This window comes from Streptomyces sp. SID13726 (genome assembly GCF_010548375.1).
GTDB lineage: Bacteria > Actinomycetota > Actinomycetes > Streptomycetales > Streptomycetaceae > Streptomyces.
Genome location: NZ_JAAGLY010000048.1, coordinates 1 through 15,460, shown reverse-complemented (window position 1 = coordinate 15,460; position 15,460 = coordinate 1). Strand labels below are relative to the sequence as shown.

Genomic DNA, 15,460 nt, shown 5'->3' with positions numbered 1-15,460 from the left:
CCGGCCAGCTTCGTCGACCGGTATCGGTCCAGGTCCGGGGAGATATACGGCCGTCCGTGGGGCAACCCTTGGCCATGAATGGGGCGCTAAGTGGCCGCCTACGGGGAGTATCTACTGACCGCCGTCACCGAAGGGTTACCACTTAGTGGGAAGGCCCAGGCCGGAGTGGCGAGTGCCCTACCGCGCCTCTGAAGTGGCAGTACGCGGTTTGACCCCGAGTATGGATGATCGCTGCCCGCAGATGGACACGGCCATACAAATCGGGCCGACGGGCAAGAAGTTGCTGTCCTTCACGGTCAAGAACACTGATCCGACGCCCACTTCGCGCGGTCACACGCACTGAGGTGACCGTGGCACTTGATCGGATGGTCGAGGCGCTGGGGGAGTGGGTGAGGAGGCGGAGGCGGCGGCGTTGGCGGCAGTGAGCCTTCCACATTCTCGCCCGCCGGCGTCTTCGGTTCCCTCCCGGACGCCACTGCTGAGTTCTGTACTGGCATCGCGGGCTGTCTCCGAGGTGGCTGGGCCTTGAGGAAGCGGCGATCTCCGAAATGATGTGTGTGGCTGGCGGAACTGTGGGTGGCAACAGGCGGCGGTAGGAAGGGGCGGGGCAGTATCTGGCTGGCTGAGCGCTACCACCAGCAGTACCTTTCGGGCAGCAAAAACCCGGGCGGGTACTGCCGGTTGGACGGGACGGGGGTCAAGCTCGGTACCCTATTCGTGACGCCCTGGGGAGCGTCACGCCCCACAGACATCGCCCCGGCTCCCGTGGAGTCGGAGGAGTAGCCGCAACAGCCTGCGCCCGACCCGACCGGCTGTGAAGCGCGACTCCATGACGTGGATCAAGCCGTCGTTCCTACGGCCGACTCCCACCCGCGAGAGGAACGAGGGCTTGATCCACGTCAAGCCACGCTCATAGACCTAATTCCTCGCTACGAGCGCCATCCCCGCAACTACCTGCCTCGGACTCGCAGCCGCACTCTGCTGCTGCAGGCGTCTCGTCCGCCTCACGACGTAGGACACAGTCTTCGGTAAGTTGACCTTCTTGGAAGGTGACACAGCGGCCGCGGCTCCAGGCGGCCACGGCCACGCGCCTACAGAGACCGGGGCTTCATGACGGACGAGCAGCAGGCGGTCGACCGGCACCTCTGGGAGCTCTTCGACTCCCTCCGTGGCTACTTCTCTGTCAATGAACTAGCTGACACGCTGCTGTGGAACGCCGTCGACTGGAAGACCCGGTCAACGGGCCTGACAGCTCCTGGAATCGCCGATCTCCAAGGTGTCGCCCAGCGCATGCGGGGCCGCGCCCCGGCTCTGGCTTCCGCGCTGGAAGGCGAATACCGGGTTCTGAGCGCCTATTCCCCGGCACAGATCCGCCAGTACGCGAGGACGTTGCTGCGCCCGGTCAACCAGCATTCCGAGTTCGCCACCTCAGCGTCCCTGGTGAGGGTCGCCTCAACCGCCTTGACGGCGTACGAGCACGCAGACCGTGTGCAGCCGCTGCATCTGTACGATCCTGCCTGCGGCTCCGCCACGCTGGCCCTTGATGCGGCCGGAACTCTCGCACTACAGGCAGGCACATCGGTCAGCATCGCCGGTCAGGACATCAACTCCTCCAGCATTCAACGCGCCAGAGCGCACGCCTTCCTCACGGACGCGGAGGCCGCCTTCAGTGTGTCGGACTCTCTGGCGGAAGACGCCTTCCGCGGCCGCCGATTCGACTACACGGTCGCCGAGATCCCCTACAACATGTCGTGGCGCAACAGTCTCGCCCTCTGCGCGGATGAGGCCGCACAGCCGGAGGGCCGGTACCCCGCCGGGCTGCCGCAACCCGATAACGCCTCACTGCTCTTCGCCCAGATCCTGATCAGCAAGCTTCGCGAGCCGACTGACGGCGGCGGCCGGGGCATCATGTTCACAGCTACCGCACCGCTGCTCGATACGGGCGGCAACGTCGTCCGCACCTGGCTGCTTGAGCAGGATCTGCTGGACGCCGTTGTCGCCCTGCCCGAAGGACTCAGCGCACACACGCACATCAGGCTGTTCGCCCTGGTCTTCTCGAATACCAAGTCCAAAGCTCGTCGGCACAAGGTGCAGTTCATCGACCTGCGCGGCCTTTACGAGGATGCGACGTCCTCTCGCCGACTCGAGCGCCGCGTGATCAGCGAAGCAGCCCTCGATGAGTTGGCACGCAGTCTGAAACAGTCCAAGCCGACGGCTTACAGCCGGACGGTGCCGGCACAGGAACTCTCCTACCGCCGTGTCAGCGTCACCCACCCCGCCACGGCGGCCACCGGCAGGCCCGAACGTCGGCAGGCACCCTCACTGGCCGTGCTGCTGCCGGCTGGCGCGTCTCTGGAAGCATGGCGCGACGCCCGCTACGGCGTGACGCCGCCGGATGTGCGCGAGGTGGCGAACTCCCAGATCACGAGGTTCGACGTTGACCGTGTCTTCCGGTCCGCCAAACCTCCCCGCGCCCTGCGCGAGCTCACTCGGCACCACTGGAAGACGGCACGGCTCACCGAGGTCACCGAGCACGTCTGCTACGTCCCCTCGGCCAAAGCGGCCGACCGCGCGGCTCTGCTCTCGGCAGCCGCGGGACAGCAGGCGCTCATCCTCCCGGTCGAACCGCACCTCGACGCAGTCACCGGCGACCCGGGTGACGTCGCCCCCGACAACCGCATCGTCGTCCTTCAGACGAGGGGAACACACGTCGACGCTGAATACCTCGCGGGCTGGCTCAATTCCTCACTGGGTCGGCTCCTGCGCGCCGCAGCCACCGGATCCGGCAGTAACGACTATGTCAGCCCGCGCGCCCTCAATCTCAACCAGGCATGGCGCATCGCGGACGAACTCCTCATCGCTCTGCCAGAGCTTGCCGTCCAGCAGGAGATGGCCCGCACGGAACGGGCCCTTGCCACAGCCCGCCGTCACCTTGCCGACTCGCAGAGGGAACTGTGGAGCGACCCCCGGCGGCGCTCGGACATCTACCGGGAGGCCAGCCGTCTAATCCCCTCGGCGGATCTGGGTGAATGGGCGGCAAGCCTCCCTTTCCCCATAGCCAGCGCACTGTGGGCCTACGAGTCCAAGGGCGAGAGCAATCTCCACGCCCGTCACGCCCAGATGTTCCACTTCTGGGACGCCACGATCGAGTTCCACGCGGCTGTCGTCCTGTCCGCCCTTCTGCAGGACCCATCCGTCCTCGAACAGGAGCTGCCCGCCCTTGCCACGCAGTTCCAAAGGGCGGGGCTCTCACCAGAGCGGGCCTCCCTCGGACTCTGGCACATCGTGCTGCAGCGTCTGACCAAGAGGTACCGTACGGCGCTGACCGGCACCGACACCGACGAACAGGCCCGCGTACAGGCAGCGTTCGCGGACGCTCCGCCGGACTTCCTGCAAACCCTCCTCAGCACGGACGTCACCAACCTGTTCGCAGAGGTCATCCACCTGCGCAACACCTGGAGTGGCCATTCAGGGGCAACGAGCGAGGACTCCCTCAAAGAACAGCTCGCCACCATGACCGGTCACATGCACACCCTGCGTAATCTGATCGGTGCCGGCTGGCAAGACTTCCCCCTCGTCCGCGCCGGTGGTGCCCGGGTTAGGAACGGGGTATTCCACCATGACGTGGATCTCGCCATGGGGCCCAACACCCCGTTCCGCCAGGAACGGATCCCCAGCAGCTCCGCCCTGGAAGAAGACGGCCTCTACCTCCTGCCCCGCGAGGGTGGCAGCGCTCTGCGACTCGCCCCGCTGGTCGAGCTGCAGCCGGGCGCCTTCGGAGCGAACAGCGACTGCTACTTCTACAACCGACTGCAGACCGGCGGCATCAGGTTCGTGGCGTACCACGAAGCCGCCGAATCGGAAATGCTCAAGCAGACCACCTCCACCGCAGCCCTGGTCGCCGACCTAACCTCCGGCACCTCGACCCCTCTGTAACCGGGCCCGGACAGTCGCTATAAGTGGAGCAGCACGACCCCGACCTTGGAGTTTCACACCCACACGGGACTGTACGCCGACCGGCGCCGGGGTCCGCGGCTGCGTCGACGGGCTGCTGCGAGCCGACGCGGACGAGACGCTCGTCGAAGCGTTCATAGCCGACACGGAACTGCGATGCATCCACCATTACTACGACGGCGGCGCAGACCTCATCCTTGCGCCTGTAGAGCGCGACCGTGTGCGTGGCCAACACACAGACTGGCTTTCCAGCCACCCAGCCGGCCTCTGAGAGCCACAGTGGCTCCCCAGTCCCTGGCCGACGCGCAGGAGTCTGTCAACGCGGCTTGTGAGCCATGTCAAGCAGCGTTCACAACCCTCTAGCAATGCTGATCATCACGAGCCCGCCCTCCATGCCGGCCTCCACTCATTTGAGGTTGACAGCGCACCGGGTAACCGGCTTCCTCCGGCAGGGGCTGAGTCAGCTTGTGGTGTGCTCTGGGTCTGCGGCTTGGACTTCGGCGAACGTAGCGTAGTCAGTGGAGCGGTTGAGCAGGGTGAAGTCCATGTCGCCGGCGGTGAAGCGGCTGGTGTAGTAATACCCGGTTGCTGCCCGGGGGTTCAGGCCCGCGACGGAGATCCGGCAGGCTCCCTCGTGCCGAGGGCTGCGGTGCTGGTGCTCTGCGCGGGGCGTGTTGTCGTAGAGGAACCCGATCTCTGCGGTACCGGAGTTCTCGGGGGAGCCGATGGTGGCGTTGCTCGACCGGGATGTGCTCTCCTTAGTGCGGAGCGTGGCGTGCAGGCTCCAGAAGGTCTGCTCGACCGTCATGTAGGTGACGATCGGGCCCCGGTTTCCTCCCTTGGGTATTCGGCTGTCCGGACTTGGGGACAGCATCACGCGCCAGGTCCCGGTGACCCAAGGGCGTGCGGTGAAACGGTGAATGACGGGCCAGCGCCAGGCCCACTTGTCGAAGACGATGACGCCGTACCCGACCGCTGCCGGAATGTAGGCGAACAGGTACCGGAACTGCGACGGGTACAGGCCCAGCAGGATCAGGATGACCGTGTACAGGGTGGCTGCGATGGTGGCGCCAATGCGCATGGTGGTGGCTGTACTCATCGTCAGTCCTCGTAGCCGAGGTAGTGCCAGGCACCTTCGATCAATTCTCGAGCGTCCTTCTCGCTCCACTTCTGGCCTTCGCCGAACACCTTCTTCATCCCGTTCGGCTCCCACATACGTTGAGGCCCGAAGAAGGACGTGATCTGCCGATAGACCTCCTGCAAGCTCGCGCGAACCGCGTCATCAAAGTCGCCGGCGAGCAGGACGTGGTCCGGCACGTTGTAGATCAGGCACTCGGAGAAGTACGAAGGCAAGGCCTTGATCACGCCCTCGGCCGCGAGGTCGTTCTCCACGTTCTTCAGGACCCGCACCACGAACTTGTACCGCAGGTTGGTGTTGGTGTTCTTGGTGCGGCCGTTGGTCAACTGGAGTTCGGGCCAGTTGATGACCTTCTTGCCGTTGCGCCCGTAGACGACGCTCCCCACGTACTCGCCCCCGGGCGCCGCGAAGTCATACTTCACCCACTTGAAGCACGGCACGACGTCGATGCTCGGACGGCTGCCCGCGACCTCGGGGACGTAGAAGGCGAGGTTGTGGTCCGCGCCCACCCACCCGAAGTAGTCGGTGAGTGCCGCGTGGACCTCCTCACGAAGCTTGGCCTTGGTCCACGGCCCCCGGTACCCAGCGGGTTGACCAAACCACCATTCCGCCATGCCGTCGGTGTGAAAGGGGTCGTTGAGCTTCACCATGATGTCCACGTCACTGTCGCCGCGGACGTTGGTCTTGTTGGGGTAAGAACCCTTCGCCGCGACTGTGATGTCTAGCCCCTGGAAGGGTCCGTGCGCATTGACGGCCTCCTTCACCATGCGCTCGGCCCGCTCTAGCCGAAGTCGCTCTGAAGGGCCCGGCGGATTCCTCCACTTGTTGATCAGAGCGATCCGCTGCGTTACCGACAGCCGTCTTGCCATGAGCCCCTCCCCACCTCTCGACCTACATCGCGAACAGCGTACGGGCGGAGACTGACAAACTGATCTATGGCAGACTTACCCGCCCGAAGCTGCTCGGTGGCTCAGGGATCTCGAGGTACAACCCAGCTCAGCGGCCTGCTACGAAGTCAGGTTGAGGCATCGCTGGCGGCTGGCTTCGACCGGCTCCCGCTATCTCCAACACAACACTCCGACATCCGGCACGGCTGCGGCTCAGGCGTCACGGGCATGTCGCGGACGGGCTGACGCGCAGGAGTCTGCTGCGTCCGACGTGCACCGTCGCAACGAGCGGCGGTCGAAAATCGGTGGTCTCATGACCTGGCCGACTCCACGCTGTACGCCATGGAGGAACCGCACCGCAGGATCCGCGCGCTTCACACGGCATCCACGATCACCGTCTACCAGGCGTACTCCCCTGAAATCGGACTGCCCGCCATCTGCGATGGCCGCTTCCCCGCCGCGTGGAAGCCGGACCGCATGACGTGGATTAAGCCCAGTTTTATGTGGATGATGTACCGCTCCAACTGGGGCACGAGCACTGGGCAGGAGACTGTCCTTGCCGTCGAGATCACTCGCGACGGCTTCGACTGGGCGCTGCGTCACGCCTGCCTGTCGAGCTACGTTCGCGGACTGCATCCCGATCGCGTCGCCTGGCAGCGTGACCTCAAGCGCTCACCGGCCCGTGTCCAGTGGGATCCCGAACGCGACCTGCACTTGCGTCCCCTGCCGCACCGTTCGCTGCAACTGGGGCTCTCGGGCGAGGCATCGTCGCGTTACGCGGACGAGTGGATCGTGTCCATCAGTAACGTGACCCCGCTTGCCCACGAGATCCACGCGCTCGTCAGCAGCGGTGAACCGGACTCAGCAACCCGGCTTCTCCCTCAGGAGCATGAATACCCCGCCAGTGACGAACTGCTGACCATTGCAAACAAGCGGTCAGTTCCGGTCCGATACGCCTTCGGGGACGCTTAGATAGCCCTTCTGTGCGATGAACTCAGCTGACGTTCGTGGAGGCGTGGTGCGGGAGTTGCTCTACCTATCTGGTGCGAAGCTCGGAGAGTTTCTGCCCCATGACGGCGGCGGTATCAGCGACCGGGCGTTGGAGGCAGAGGCATCGGCCTTCGGAGTGGGGGTGCGCCTGGTGGTCGGTGAGGCCCCGGCCGTCGAGGAGTCGCTCGGGCAACGATTAGAGCAGGTGCTTGCTCACGTTCGTGCAAAGTGCAGCGCACACACCAACGTGCCCGGCTCCTGCGCGTCATTGGCGAGCTATGACTGGATGGAGTTCACAGGGCTCTTCCGCCACGGGCCTCGGCTGCGTGACTGGGGTCTCGACGACAGCGGTGTCTACACCTTCATGTCGCTTGAAGAGCCAACGTGTTCGTTGAGGCGGGATGAAGATGCCTGCTCCGGAGTTCAGATCATCCTCTGCGGTTCACGGAAGCATGTCCTGACCCAGTTTGACGCCCCACCGACACGGATGGGATCTGGGTCTGACTGGCTCCATGATCTGGCAGCCACCCTGGTTGAGAGGGAGGCGCGAGGGGATACGTCCTTGCCCGATGACCTCAAAACGACCCGTTGGCGGGACAAGGAGTTCGCTGCACGCTCCGCCTACGACATGCTCATGACCGAGTACGAGGGGCCTGCGTATCTCCACGGTCACGCGCGAGTGCTATGTAACTTCCCTCCTGGTGTGTGGCAGCACAGGCTGATTGTGGCGACTCCCCTTTACGTGGAAGCCGTACCACGGTCCCGGCGCGGAGCCATTGAGGTAGCTACCGGAGAGTCCACCGCTCCTCGACTGCGGCGGTGGTTGCAGCGGACTATGCGGCAGATGACTGGCCAGCAGTGATCACGGCTCGCGGCTGCGTGGATTTGGCCCTGTGTCAGTCTGCCCGCAGATGGACACGGCCATTCAGATCGGGCCTACGGGGAAGAAGTTGCTGCCTCTTGCGGTCAAGAACGCGGCGTCTGCTTCTGCTGCGGGCGGTCACTCTCACTGAGTGCTGAGGTGCGTGGGGCGAGGCCACTTCCCGGGAGGGAGGAGGCCTCGCCCTTTTGATGTTCCGGGCTGCCTCGGCCGGGTCAGGGGGCGTCGGTGGGGTTGGGGCCGTACAGGTGGGCGATGGTTTTGGCGGTGGGCCAGCGGCTGTAGGTGGGGGACTGGGGCCAGTTGGTGGGGGAGTCCTGCCAGGATTCCTGGCGGCCGTACGGGAGGAGGTCGATCAAGGGGAAGGTGTGGGTGAGGTGTTCGGTGCCTCGGCCGTTGGTGTGCCAGGTGCGGTAGACCGTGTCCGTGTCGGGGTCGCGGAGGAAGACGTTCACGGCGAAGCCTCCGTCGGGTGGGGCGTCGACGTCGGTGCCGAAGGGGCTGTTGGCCGTGGAGTACCAGGTCATGCGGTTGCCCACGCGGTGTTTGTAGGCGAGGGCTTCCTCGATCGGGCCCTGGGTGACGATGACGAAGCGGGCGTCGTAGTCGTCCAGGAAGTCCAGGCGGGTGAACTGGGCCGTGAAGCCTGTGCAGCCCGGGCACTGCCATTCCTTGCCCGTGAACCACATGTGGTTGTAGACGATCAGTTGCCGCTTGCCGTCGAAGACGTCCGCCAGCCGTACGGGGCCGTCCTCGCCCTCCAGCGTGTAGTCCGGCATCTCGACCATCGGCAGGCGCCGGCGTTCGGCGGCGATGGCGTCCAGCTCGCGGGTCGCGGCCTTCTCCCTGGCGCGGAGTTCGGCGAGGCGCTGTTCCCAGGTGGCGGTGTCGACCACCGGCGGCAGTGCTTGTGCGGTCATGTTCCCTCACAGAGCTCGGGGTGTGGCTTTCGCTCGTGTGGGGGCTGACTTCGCCGGGCCGCGGAACTCATCGGTCGGTGCGTGATGAGGTGAGATGAGGGGAGGGCCCGTGGCATCGGTGTTCGGTGCCACGGGGGCCTCTTCCGGGCGTCAGGGGACGATGGTGCCGCCGTTGATCACGCCGGGCGCCGGGCGCCGGTTCATCTCCACCCAGTCGTTGTCGGTGGGGGTGCCGCAGTTCAGGATCGACGGGTTGCCCATGTTCGAACTGAACGTACAGCTGATCGAGTAGACCCGTCCCGTGGTGGTCAGTACGTCGAACTCCACGCCGCCCGAGGTCGGATGCTCGCCCAGGGCCGCGCCGCACGGCAGTCCGGCGTCGCCGCCCGCGGGGTAGCCGTCGTGGCCGGTGAGGTCGGTCCACAGCATGGGTTTGTCGTCGTTGCCCGTGAGGTCACGGATGCCCGCGTAGTAGCGGCCGTTGGTCAGTACGCTGCGGTACTCGACGTTGCCCTGGGGGTGATAGGCGTCGATGTCCGAGCACGGAGCGGCCGCTCCTGTGGGACCTGCCGGCCCGGCCGGACCCTGTGCGCCTGTCGCTCCCGTCGCACCTTGCGGTCCCGCAGGTCCGGCAGGTCCCGTGGCTCCCGTCGCGCCCTCAGGTCCAGCCGGCCCGGTCGATCCAGTCGCCCCCGTCGCGCCCTCCGGCCCCGCAGGCCCGGTCGCGCCCGTCGCCCCCGGCTGGCCCGGCTGACCGGGCTGGCCCTGCTGCCCCTGAGGCCCCTGCGGTCCCTGGGGGCCCTGAGGACCCGTCGGGCCCTTCGGTCCTGTCGGGCCCTGTGCTCCGGTGTTGCCCTTGGGGCCGGTTGGGCCCTTCGGGCCTGTGGGGCCGGTGGGGCCCTTGCAGTCGCCCTTGTCCGTCGTGGGGGTCGCGCGGTGGTGGTGGCCCGGCTTGCAGTGGTCGCCGGTGGTGGGGGTCGTCAGCCGGGTGTGGTCGGTGACCGTGTGGGCAGCCGCTGTGGCGGGGGCGGCCAGGCCGGTGGCCAGGACCAGGGCCAGCGACGCCACCATGCCGGCCTTCTTGAACGTGTCTCGTGCCAGGGGCCCGAGCGGCGACGGTGCGCCGACATCAGGTCTCGGTCTCACTGTCCGTCTCATCGCGATACTCCTTGTCCTCCGTCGTACCGACCGGTTCGGGTGATGGTCCGAATTCGAGTGCGAGCTTGACTCGGGCGGGTCGGAGGGAAGGCCGTACGGCGTCGGAACGCGCCCACTTATCGACGTATCGGACTAACCGGTACGTTCTGATGGGGCATTTTTTGCCGACGGTCACCCGAAAGGCCCTGGTCACGGCTGTTCGGGGGGTGGTGCGAGGTGGTTTCCGTGTGGATCGGCGACCTCGTGGAGCGCCTGTGCGACCTTGGCGCGGTGAAGCAGCAGAGCCTCTGCCTGTGCATGATCGTCAAGAACGAGTCGCGTGTGATCGAGCGCTGTCTGAGCGCCGTGCGCCCCTTCATCGACTACTGGGTCATCGACGACACCGGCTCCACGGACGGCACCCAGGACCTGATCCGCGAGATCCTCGACGGCGTCCCCGGCGAACTCCACCAGGAACCCTGGGTCGACTTCGGGCGCAACCGGACCCGGAACATCCAGCGCGCGCAGGGCCGCGCCGACTACCTGCTCACCCTGGACGCCGACCATGTGCTGCGCGGGGACGCCCCGTTGCCCCGGCTCACGGCGGGCTCGTACATGCTGCGCTACGACGTCCCGGGCACCCAGCACCGGTTCAAGCACCTCCTGCGGGGCGACCTGCTCTGGCGCTACGAGGGCGTCACCCACGAGTACCCGTGCACCGACGGGCCCGACAGCCAGGAGAACCTGGACGCGCTGGTCGTGGAGGACCACGCGGACGGCGGCTGTCGTAGCGACAAGTTCGAGCGGGACGCACGGCTGCTGAGGAAGGAGCTCCGACGGGACCCCGGCAACCCGCGCACCGTCTTCTACCTCGCCAACACCGAACGCGACCTCGGGCACGCGGAAGAGGCGATCGCCCTGTACGAGCGCCGGGCCGCGATGGGCGGCTGGGGCGAGGAGGTCTACTGCTCGCTGCTTGAAGCCGGGATGCTCCGGGCCGAGCGGACGGACGACTGGCCCGCGGCCATGGACGCCTTCTCGCGGGCCTGGGAGGCACGGCCCGAACGGCTCGAAGCCTGCTACGAGTTGGCCGCCGGGCTGCGGCTACGGGGCCGGTACCGCACCGCGCACGCCGTGCTGCGGGACGTCGTGGGCCGGCCGGAACCGGACGACCTGCTGTTCACCCGGTCCTGGGTGTACCGGTGGGGGCTGCTCTTCGAGTTCTCCATCGCCGCCCACTGGGTGGGGGACTACGCGGCGGCCGTGCGGGCGTGCGACCAGTTGCTGGCGCTGCCGGACCTGCCCGACGCCATCCGCGCCCAGACCGTGATCAACCGGCAGTTCTCCGCGCCGCGCGTGCCCGGACCCGCGTCCCCCGTGAGAGGACGGACCAAGGCGGGCAAGGGCAGGAGGCGGTAAGAGGCAAGCGGTATGCAGGAAGTGCCGGGGAGGGTGCGGCCGCCCCTCCCCGGCCGCATCCTCCCCGGCTGCTCGCCTCCCGCTACTTGCTCGCGGCGAACCTCATCAGCGCCAGCTCGTCGCCCTGCTTGATCTTGCCGGTCACGTTGATGACCTCCAACTTCCAGGTGGTGCCGACCCGCACCGCCTTGGCGACCGCGCAGCCGTTGTCGGTGGTGAGCATGCTCGGCCAGATGTCGGCGACCTGCTGGGAGGTGCCGCCGGTGGCGTCGTAGACCTTGAAGCTGATGTTGCGGGCCTTCTGGAAGGAGCTGCCCTTCTTGTAGGCCGCGGCGACGAAGACGATCGAGGTGATGTGCGGCGGGATCTTCGCGAACTCGACGGTGACCGTCTCGTCGTCGCCGTCCCCGTGGCCGGTCTGGTTGTCGCCGCTGTGCAGCAGGGAGCCGTTGCCGATGGGGTCGAGCGAGTCGAGGCCCGCGAGGCGGACCGGGTCGCCGTCGTGCATCGCGATGGCGATCAGGTCGAGGTCCGTGCCGCTCTTGCGGCGCAGCTTGCCGATCACTCCGCCGCTGGCGCCCGCGGTGGGGTCCCAGGAGACCCCTATGGACAGATGGGTCACGCCGTCCAGGTCGGCGGGGCCGTCTTCCTTCGTAAGCGTAATCATGGGGACATAGTGCACGGGCTTTCCCCGGGGTCCCAGAACGGGCCCGCCATGACGGCCGGGGCTCGCTGGCCGCTGTTTCCAACGGGTGCTCGTCCGGTGCGTGTTGGGCGCAGGAGGGGTGGGAGTGCGGAATCCGTACGGTGGGCAGGCCCAGGTGTCCGCGAAGGCGTCGGGGTGCGCCGGGTAATCCCGTGGCTGGGCGGCCCGCGTCCCCGCCATCATGAGGAGATGCCGCAGCTCGCCGCACCCGACGTCCGGTTCCACGCCTCCTACCTAGACGCCGTACGGGAGTTCACCGAGGCGGGCCTCGACCCGGCCGTGCTGGAGAGCGGGTCCCTCGGGGAGTACGCGAAGGTGTGGCGGGACCCGGAGGGATTCGCGGGCTTCGTGAGGATGCTGCGCGCGGAGACGGAACGGCCGCGCCGCCCGGACTGGGTGGAGATGTCCAACCTCTGGTACGTCGAGGGCGACACCTTCCTCGGCCGGCTCTCGATCCGGCACCGGCTCACCCCGGAGCTGCTGGAGCTCGGAGGCGGGGCCACGCCACGGCTATGCTCCGGGGCGCCCTGCCCCGCTGCCGTCAACTCGGCGTCGACCCCGCCCTGGTCACCTGTGACACCACCAACACCGCGTCTCGTAAGGTGATCGAGGCCAATGACGGAGAATTCGAGGACCGGCGCGGCATAAAGCTGCGGTACTGGATCCGGACGGGGAACTGAGGCGTCTACGTCGTTATGGACCTGGAGAAGCAGCCCGCGCCGCGGACACCCGGACCGGAGGGGTGCCTGACGGTCGCGATTCGGATCCCCGTGCGCATCGTCGTGCTCGTACTGGTCGTGCCCGTTCGGGTGGTGTGGGACGCCCTCGTCGTGACGGGGCGGTTCCTGCGGGACAGTGTGCTGAGGCCGTTGTGGCGGGCCCTGGTCGTGTGGCCGTGCGTCGCCCTGTGGCGCTATGGGGTCGTCCCCCTCGCCAAGGCGCTCGGCTGGCTCGGCAAGGTGCTCCTCGTGATCCCCCTGGTGTGGCTGTACCGGTATGTGCTGACCCCTCTGGGACACGGCATCGCGTGGGTCGCGCGCGGGATCGGGGCCGGGCTGGAGTGGCTGTACGCGCGCGTGCTCACCCCTGTCGGCCACGGGGTCCTGTGGCTCGCCCGGGGCGTCGGGGCCGTGCTCGCCTGGATCTTCACGCCCCTCTGGCACGCGCTCGCCTGGTGCGGCCGGGGGATCGCGTGGCTGGCGAACACCATCGCGGGCGGTGTCGGTGTCGCCCTGTACTGGATCGCCCGGATCCTGCTGGTGCTGCCCGCCCTCGCCCTGTGGCGCTGGGTCCTCACACCCGTCGGACGCGTGCTCGCCGTCGTCGGCCGGGAGGTGTGGGACGCGCTCGGGCACGCCTGGCGGATCGCCGGGCACATCTCGCTCGCCGTCGGGCGGTTCCTCGGCACCCTCTTCCGGTGGGTCTTCGTGGAGCCGGTGCGCTGGGCGTACCGCACGGTGCTCACCCCGGTCGGGCACGTCGTCCGGGACGTGGTGCTGCGTCCCGCCGCCGAGGCCGCCCGCAGTGTGGGCCGGATCACCCGGGCCACGCTGGCCTCCGCCCGCGAGTCCGTGCGCGAGGCCAGGGCCGACTTCCGGCGCATGCTCTTCGGCGAACCCCGTGAGAGGGAAGCGGTGCTCCGGCGGGAACCGACGGCCGCCGACACACGTACTCTTGGTAGCAGTACGACCGCACTCACGAAGGACTGAGCGACACTGGGCAAGCGACAGCCCGAAGGCCCGCCGCCCGCACCCGCGGTGCAGCGCATCCGACTGCGCTACACCAAGCGCGGCCGCCTCCGGTTCACCAGCCACCGTGACTTCCAGCGCGCCTTCGAGCGTGCGCTGCGCCGTGCCGAGGTGCCGATGGCCTACTCGGCGGGGTTCACGCCGCATCCGAAGGTGTCGTACGCCAATGCCGCACCCACCGGCACGGGCAGTGAGGCGGAGTACCTGGAGATCGCGCTCACCGCCGCGCGCGACCCCGAGAAACTCAGGATCCTCCTCGACGAGTCGCTGCCCACCGGGCTCGACATCGTCGACGCGGTCGAGGCCCGCACCTCGGGCCTCGCCGACCGGCTCACCGCTTCCGTCTGGGAGCTCAGGCTGGACGGCGTGACCCCGGCGGCGGCCGAGAGCGCGGTCACCGCGTTCAACACCGCCGAGGTGGTGGAGGTCCAGCGCACCACCAAGAACGGCCTCAGGACCTTCGACGCCCGCGCCGCGGTCGTACAACTTGAAACGCACAGTGAAGAGGCTGATAGGCCGACCGACCAGCCCTGTGCGATACTGCGGCTGGTTGTTCGGCACGTGACGCCTGCCGTTCGACCCGACGACGTCCTGTCCGGTCTCCGCGCCGTGGCCGACCTGGCGCCGCCGGTCCCCGCAGCGGTGACCAGGCTGGCGCAGGGGCTGTTCGATGAAGAGACCGGCACGGTGACCGACCCGCTCGCGCCCGACCGCGAGGCAGCCGAGGCCCACTCAACGGCCGAACCGACTGCCGCCGCGAAGGTGCCGGCGTAAGGAAGGTCCCGCGAAGGACGGGCGTCGTAGCGCCGCCCTCGTACTCGGGAGCCACCTGGGTCGGGCAGCGCACCCACCAGAAGACTTTCGCCAGGCCGTAGCCAACAGGGCGTACGGAACCGGCGAGACAGGACACAGAGAGCTCCCGTGCGGCGCCCGCGCCCCGGACGGCGGCACCGCGCATCGCGCGAGCCGCGGACGTCACCGGCATCCCTGCCGGACCAGGCGCGGCGCCCGGGAGCCTGACGGGAGATAAGCCCGCATGCTCGAACCGACCGAACCCATCGAGGGTTCCGAATCCAACACCCCCAGCGACACCCTGCCGCCCCGCCGGCGGCGCCGTGCCGCGTCCAGGCCGGCGGGACCGCCGGTCGCCGCCGCCTCGGACGGCGAGGAGGTCGTCGCTCCGGCCATACCGGCTGCGGAGGCCGAGGACCTCGTGACGGACGACACAGACGACACGGACGACACGGACAACGAGGAGAAGCTCGACGAGAGCGTCGAGGTCGCCGAGGCCGCGCCGCCCGTCCGTACGCGTAGGCGTGCCACTCGTCGGGCGTCCGCGCCCGCCGGGGCGCCCGTGGCGGCTGAAGCCGCCGAGACCGTGGTGCCGGTGGCCGCCGAGCCGGTGGCTCAGGACAGCGCGTCCGCCGCGGAGGAGCCGGCCGAGGTCGCGCCGCCCGCCCGTACGCGTCGGCGTGCGACCCGTCGGGTGTCCGCGCCCGCGGAGACGCCGGCTGCCGAGACGCCCGTCACGGAGGCGCCCGTGGAGACCGCTGAGGCCTTCCGGTGGCGGCCCAGCTCCCGGTGGCCCGCCGCGATCGCGGACCGTGCGGACAGGCAGAGCGGGTCGCCCTGACCGAGCAGTTCCTCCCGCCGCCGCAGGGTTTCCTCGTCCAGCTTCAGG

Annotated in this window: 13 protein-coding genes and 1 pseudogene; 9 read left to right on the top strand and 5 right to left on the bottom strand. The window is 68.0% G+C overall.

The features are described from left to right. Positions 1–918 precede the first annotated feature (918 nt). Both G3I78_RS51445 and G3I78_RS46070 read left to right on the top strand, forming a co-directional pair. Positions 919–1,015 (top strand): annotated as a pseudogene (locus G3I78_RS51445) (IS5/IS1182 family transposase); the annotation flags it as partial. 95 nt (positions 1,016–1,110) lie between these two features. After that, on the top strand, positions 1,111–3,936 hold the full coding sequence (locus tag G3I78_RS46070) for an N-6 DNA methylase (protein ID WP_164436427.1): 2,826 nt from the start codon (positions 1,111–1,113) through the stop codon (positions 3,934–3,936). Positions 3,937–4,414: 478 nt separating this feature from the next. On the opposite strand, the gene G3I78_RS46065 is transcribed toward G3I78_RS46070, so the two are convergent. Both G3I78_RS46065 and G3I78_RS46060 read right to left on the bottom strand, forming a co-directional pair. Further along, positions 4,415–5,053 carry a hypothetical protein gene (locus G3I78_RS46065; protein ID WP_164436419.1) on the bottom strand — a complete coding sequence of 213 codons (639 nt, stop codon included), beginning with the start codon at positions 5,051–5,053 and terminating at the stop codon, positions 4,415–4,417. 2 nt (positions 5,054–5,055) lie between these two features. Next, positions 5,056–5,961 (bottom strand): nucleotidyltransferase, encoded by a 906-nt coding sequence (locus G3I78_RS46060; protein WP_164436417.1) that lies wholly within the window; start codon positions 5,959–5,961, stop codon positions 5,056–5,058. A 360-nt stretch (positions 5,962–6,321) separates the two neighbouring features. On the opposite strand from G3I78_RS46060, the gene G3I78_RS46055 reads away from it, so the two are divergent. Both G3I78_RS46055 and G3I78_RS46050 read left to right on the top strand, forming a co-directional pair. Continuing rightward, on the top strand, positions 6,322–6,951 hold the full coding sequence (locus G3I78_RS46055; protein WP_164436415.1) for a DUF4291 domain-containing protein: 630 nt from the start codon (positions 6,322–6,324) through the stop codon (positions 6,949–6,951). 46 nt (positions 6,952–6,997) lie between these two features. Beyond that, positions 6,998–7,831, top strand: a complete 834-nt coding sequence (locus tag G3I78_RS46050; RefSeq protein ID WP_343244018.1) for an SAVMC3_10250 family protein — start codon at positions 6,998–7,000, stop codon at positions 7,829–7,831. A gap of 233 nt (positions 7,832–8,064) precedes the next feature. On the opposite strand, the gene G3I78_RS46045 is transcribed toward G3I78_RS46050, so the two are convergent. Both G3I78_RS46045 and G3I78_RS53055 read right to left on the bottom strand, forming a co-directional pair. Continuing rightward, on the bottom strand, positions 8,065–8,769 hold the full coding sequence (locus tag G3I78_RS46045; protein WP_164436411.1) for a DUF899 family protein: 705 nt from the start codon (positions 8,767–8,769) through the stop codon (positions 8,065–8,067). Between the two features lie 150 nt (positions 8,770–8,919). Further along, positions 8,920–9,840, bottom strand: coding sequence for a hypothetical protein (locus G3I78_RS53055; protein WP_275424920.1), 921 nt, complete (start codon positions 9,838–9,840; stop codon positions 8,920–8,922). A 312-nt stretch (positions 9,841–10,152) separates the two neighbouring features. Here G3I78_RS53055 and G3I78_RS46035 point away from each other — a divergent pair, with 312 nt between their 5' ends. After that, a complete protein-coding gene (locus G3I78_RS46035) occupies positions 10,153–11,325 on the top strand; it encodes a glycosyltransferase (RefSeq protein ID WP_343244017.1) in 1,173 nt (390 codons plus the stop codon). Between the two features lie 82 nt (positions 11,326–11,407). Here G3I78_RS46035 and G3I78_RS46030 read toward each other — a convergent pair whose 3' ends face one another. Beyond that, on the bottom strand, positions 11,408–11,992 hold the full coding sequence (locus tag G3I78_RS46030; RefSeq protein ID WP_164436409.1) for a TerD family protein: 585 nt from the start codon (positions 11,990–11,992) through the stop codon (positions 11,408–11,410). Between the two features lie 228 nt (positions 11,993–12,220). On the opposite strand from G3I78_RS46030, the gene G3I78_RS46025 reads away from it, so the two are divergent. From G3I78_RS46025 to G3I78_RS46010, 4 genes are all read left to right on the top strand, one after another. Further along, complete coding sequence (locus G3I78_RS46025) at positions 12,221–12,637, top strand: hypothetical protein (RefSeq protein WP_343244016.1); 417 nt, start codon at positions 12,221–12,223, stop codon at positions 12,635–12,637. A gap of 89 nt (positions 12,638–12,726) precedes the next feature. Continuing rightward, positions 12,727–13,740, top strand: coding sequence for a hypothetical protein (locus G3I78_RS46020; RefSeq protein WP_164436407.1), 1,014 nt, complete (start codon positions 12,727–12,729; stop codon positions 13,738–13,740). 48 nt (positions 13,741–13,788) lie between these two features. Continuing rightward, positions 13,789–14,553, top strand: coding sequence for a TIGR03936 family radical SAM-associated protein (locus G3I78_RS46015; RefSeq protein WP_164436405.1), 765 nt, complete (start codon positions 13,789–13,791; stop codon positions 14,551–14,553). Positions 14,554–14,815: 262 nt separating this feature from the next. After that, on the top strand, positions 14,816–15,412 hold the full coding sequence (locus tag G3I78_RS46010) for a hypothetical protein (protein WP_275424919.1): 597 nt from the start codon (positions 14,816–14,818) through the stop codon (positions 15,410–15,412). Positions 15,413–15,460 lie beyond the last annotated feature (48 nt).

What these genes read in the sequence shown, in the direction of transcription:
- G3I78_RS46020 (WP_164436407.1), top strand. Translation starts at nt 12,727, where the DNA reads ATGGACCTGGAGAAGCAGCCCGCGCCGCGGACACCCGGACCGGAGGGG.
- G3I78_RS46055 (WP_164436415.1), top strand. Translation starts at nt 6,322, where the DNA reads ATGGAGGAACCGCACCGCAGGATCCGCGCGCTTCACACGGCATCCACG.
- G3I78_RS46060 (WP_164436417.1), bottom strand. Translation starts at nt 5,961, where the DNA reads ATGGCAAGACGGCTGTCGGTAACGCAGCGGATCGCTCTGATCAACAAG.
- G3I78_RS46070 (WP_164436427.1), top strand. Translation starts at nt 1,111, where the DNA reads ATGACGGACGAGCAGCAGGCGGTCGACCGGCACCTCTGGGAGCTCTTC.
- G3I78_RS46065 (WP_164436419.1), bottom strand. Translation starts at nt 5,053, where the DNA reads ATGAGTACAGCCACCACCATGCGCATTGGCGCCACCATCGCAGCCACC.
- G3I78_RS53055 (WP_275424920.1), bottom strand. Translation starts at nt 9,840, where the DNA reads ATGGTGGCGTCGCTGGCCCTGGTCCTGGCCACCGGCCTGGCCGCCCCC.
- G3I78_RS46025 (WP_343244016.1), top strand. Translation starts at nt 12,221, where the DNA reads ATGCCGCAGCTCGCCGCACCCGACGTCCGGTTCCACGCCTCCTACCTA.
- G3I78_RS46010 (WP_275424919.1), top strand. Translation starts at nt 14,816, where the DNA reads ATGCTCGAACCGACCGAACCCATCGAGGGTTCCGAATCCAACACCCCC.
- G3I78_RS46030 (WP_164436409.1), bottom strand. Translation starts at nt 11,992, where the DNA reads ATGATTACGCTTACGAAGGAAGACGGCCCCGCCGACCTGGACGGCGTG.
- G3I78_RS46045 (WP_164436411.1), bottom strand. Translation starts at nt 8,769, where the DNA reads ATGACCGCACAAGCACTGCCGCCGGTGGTCGACACCGCCACCTGGGAA.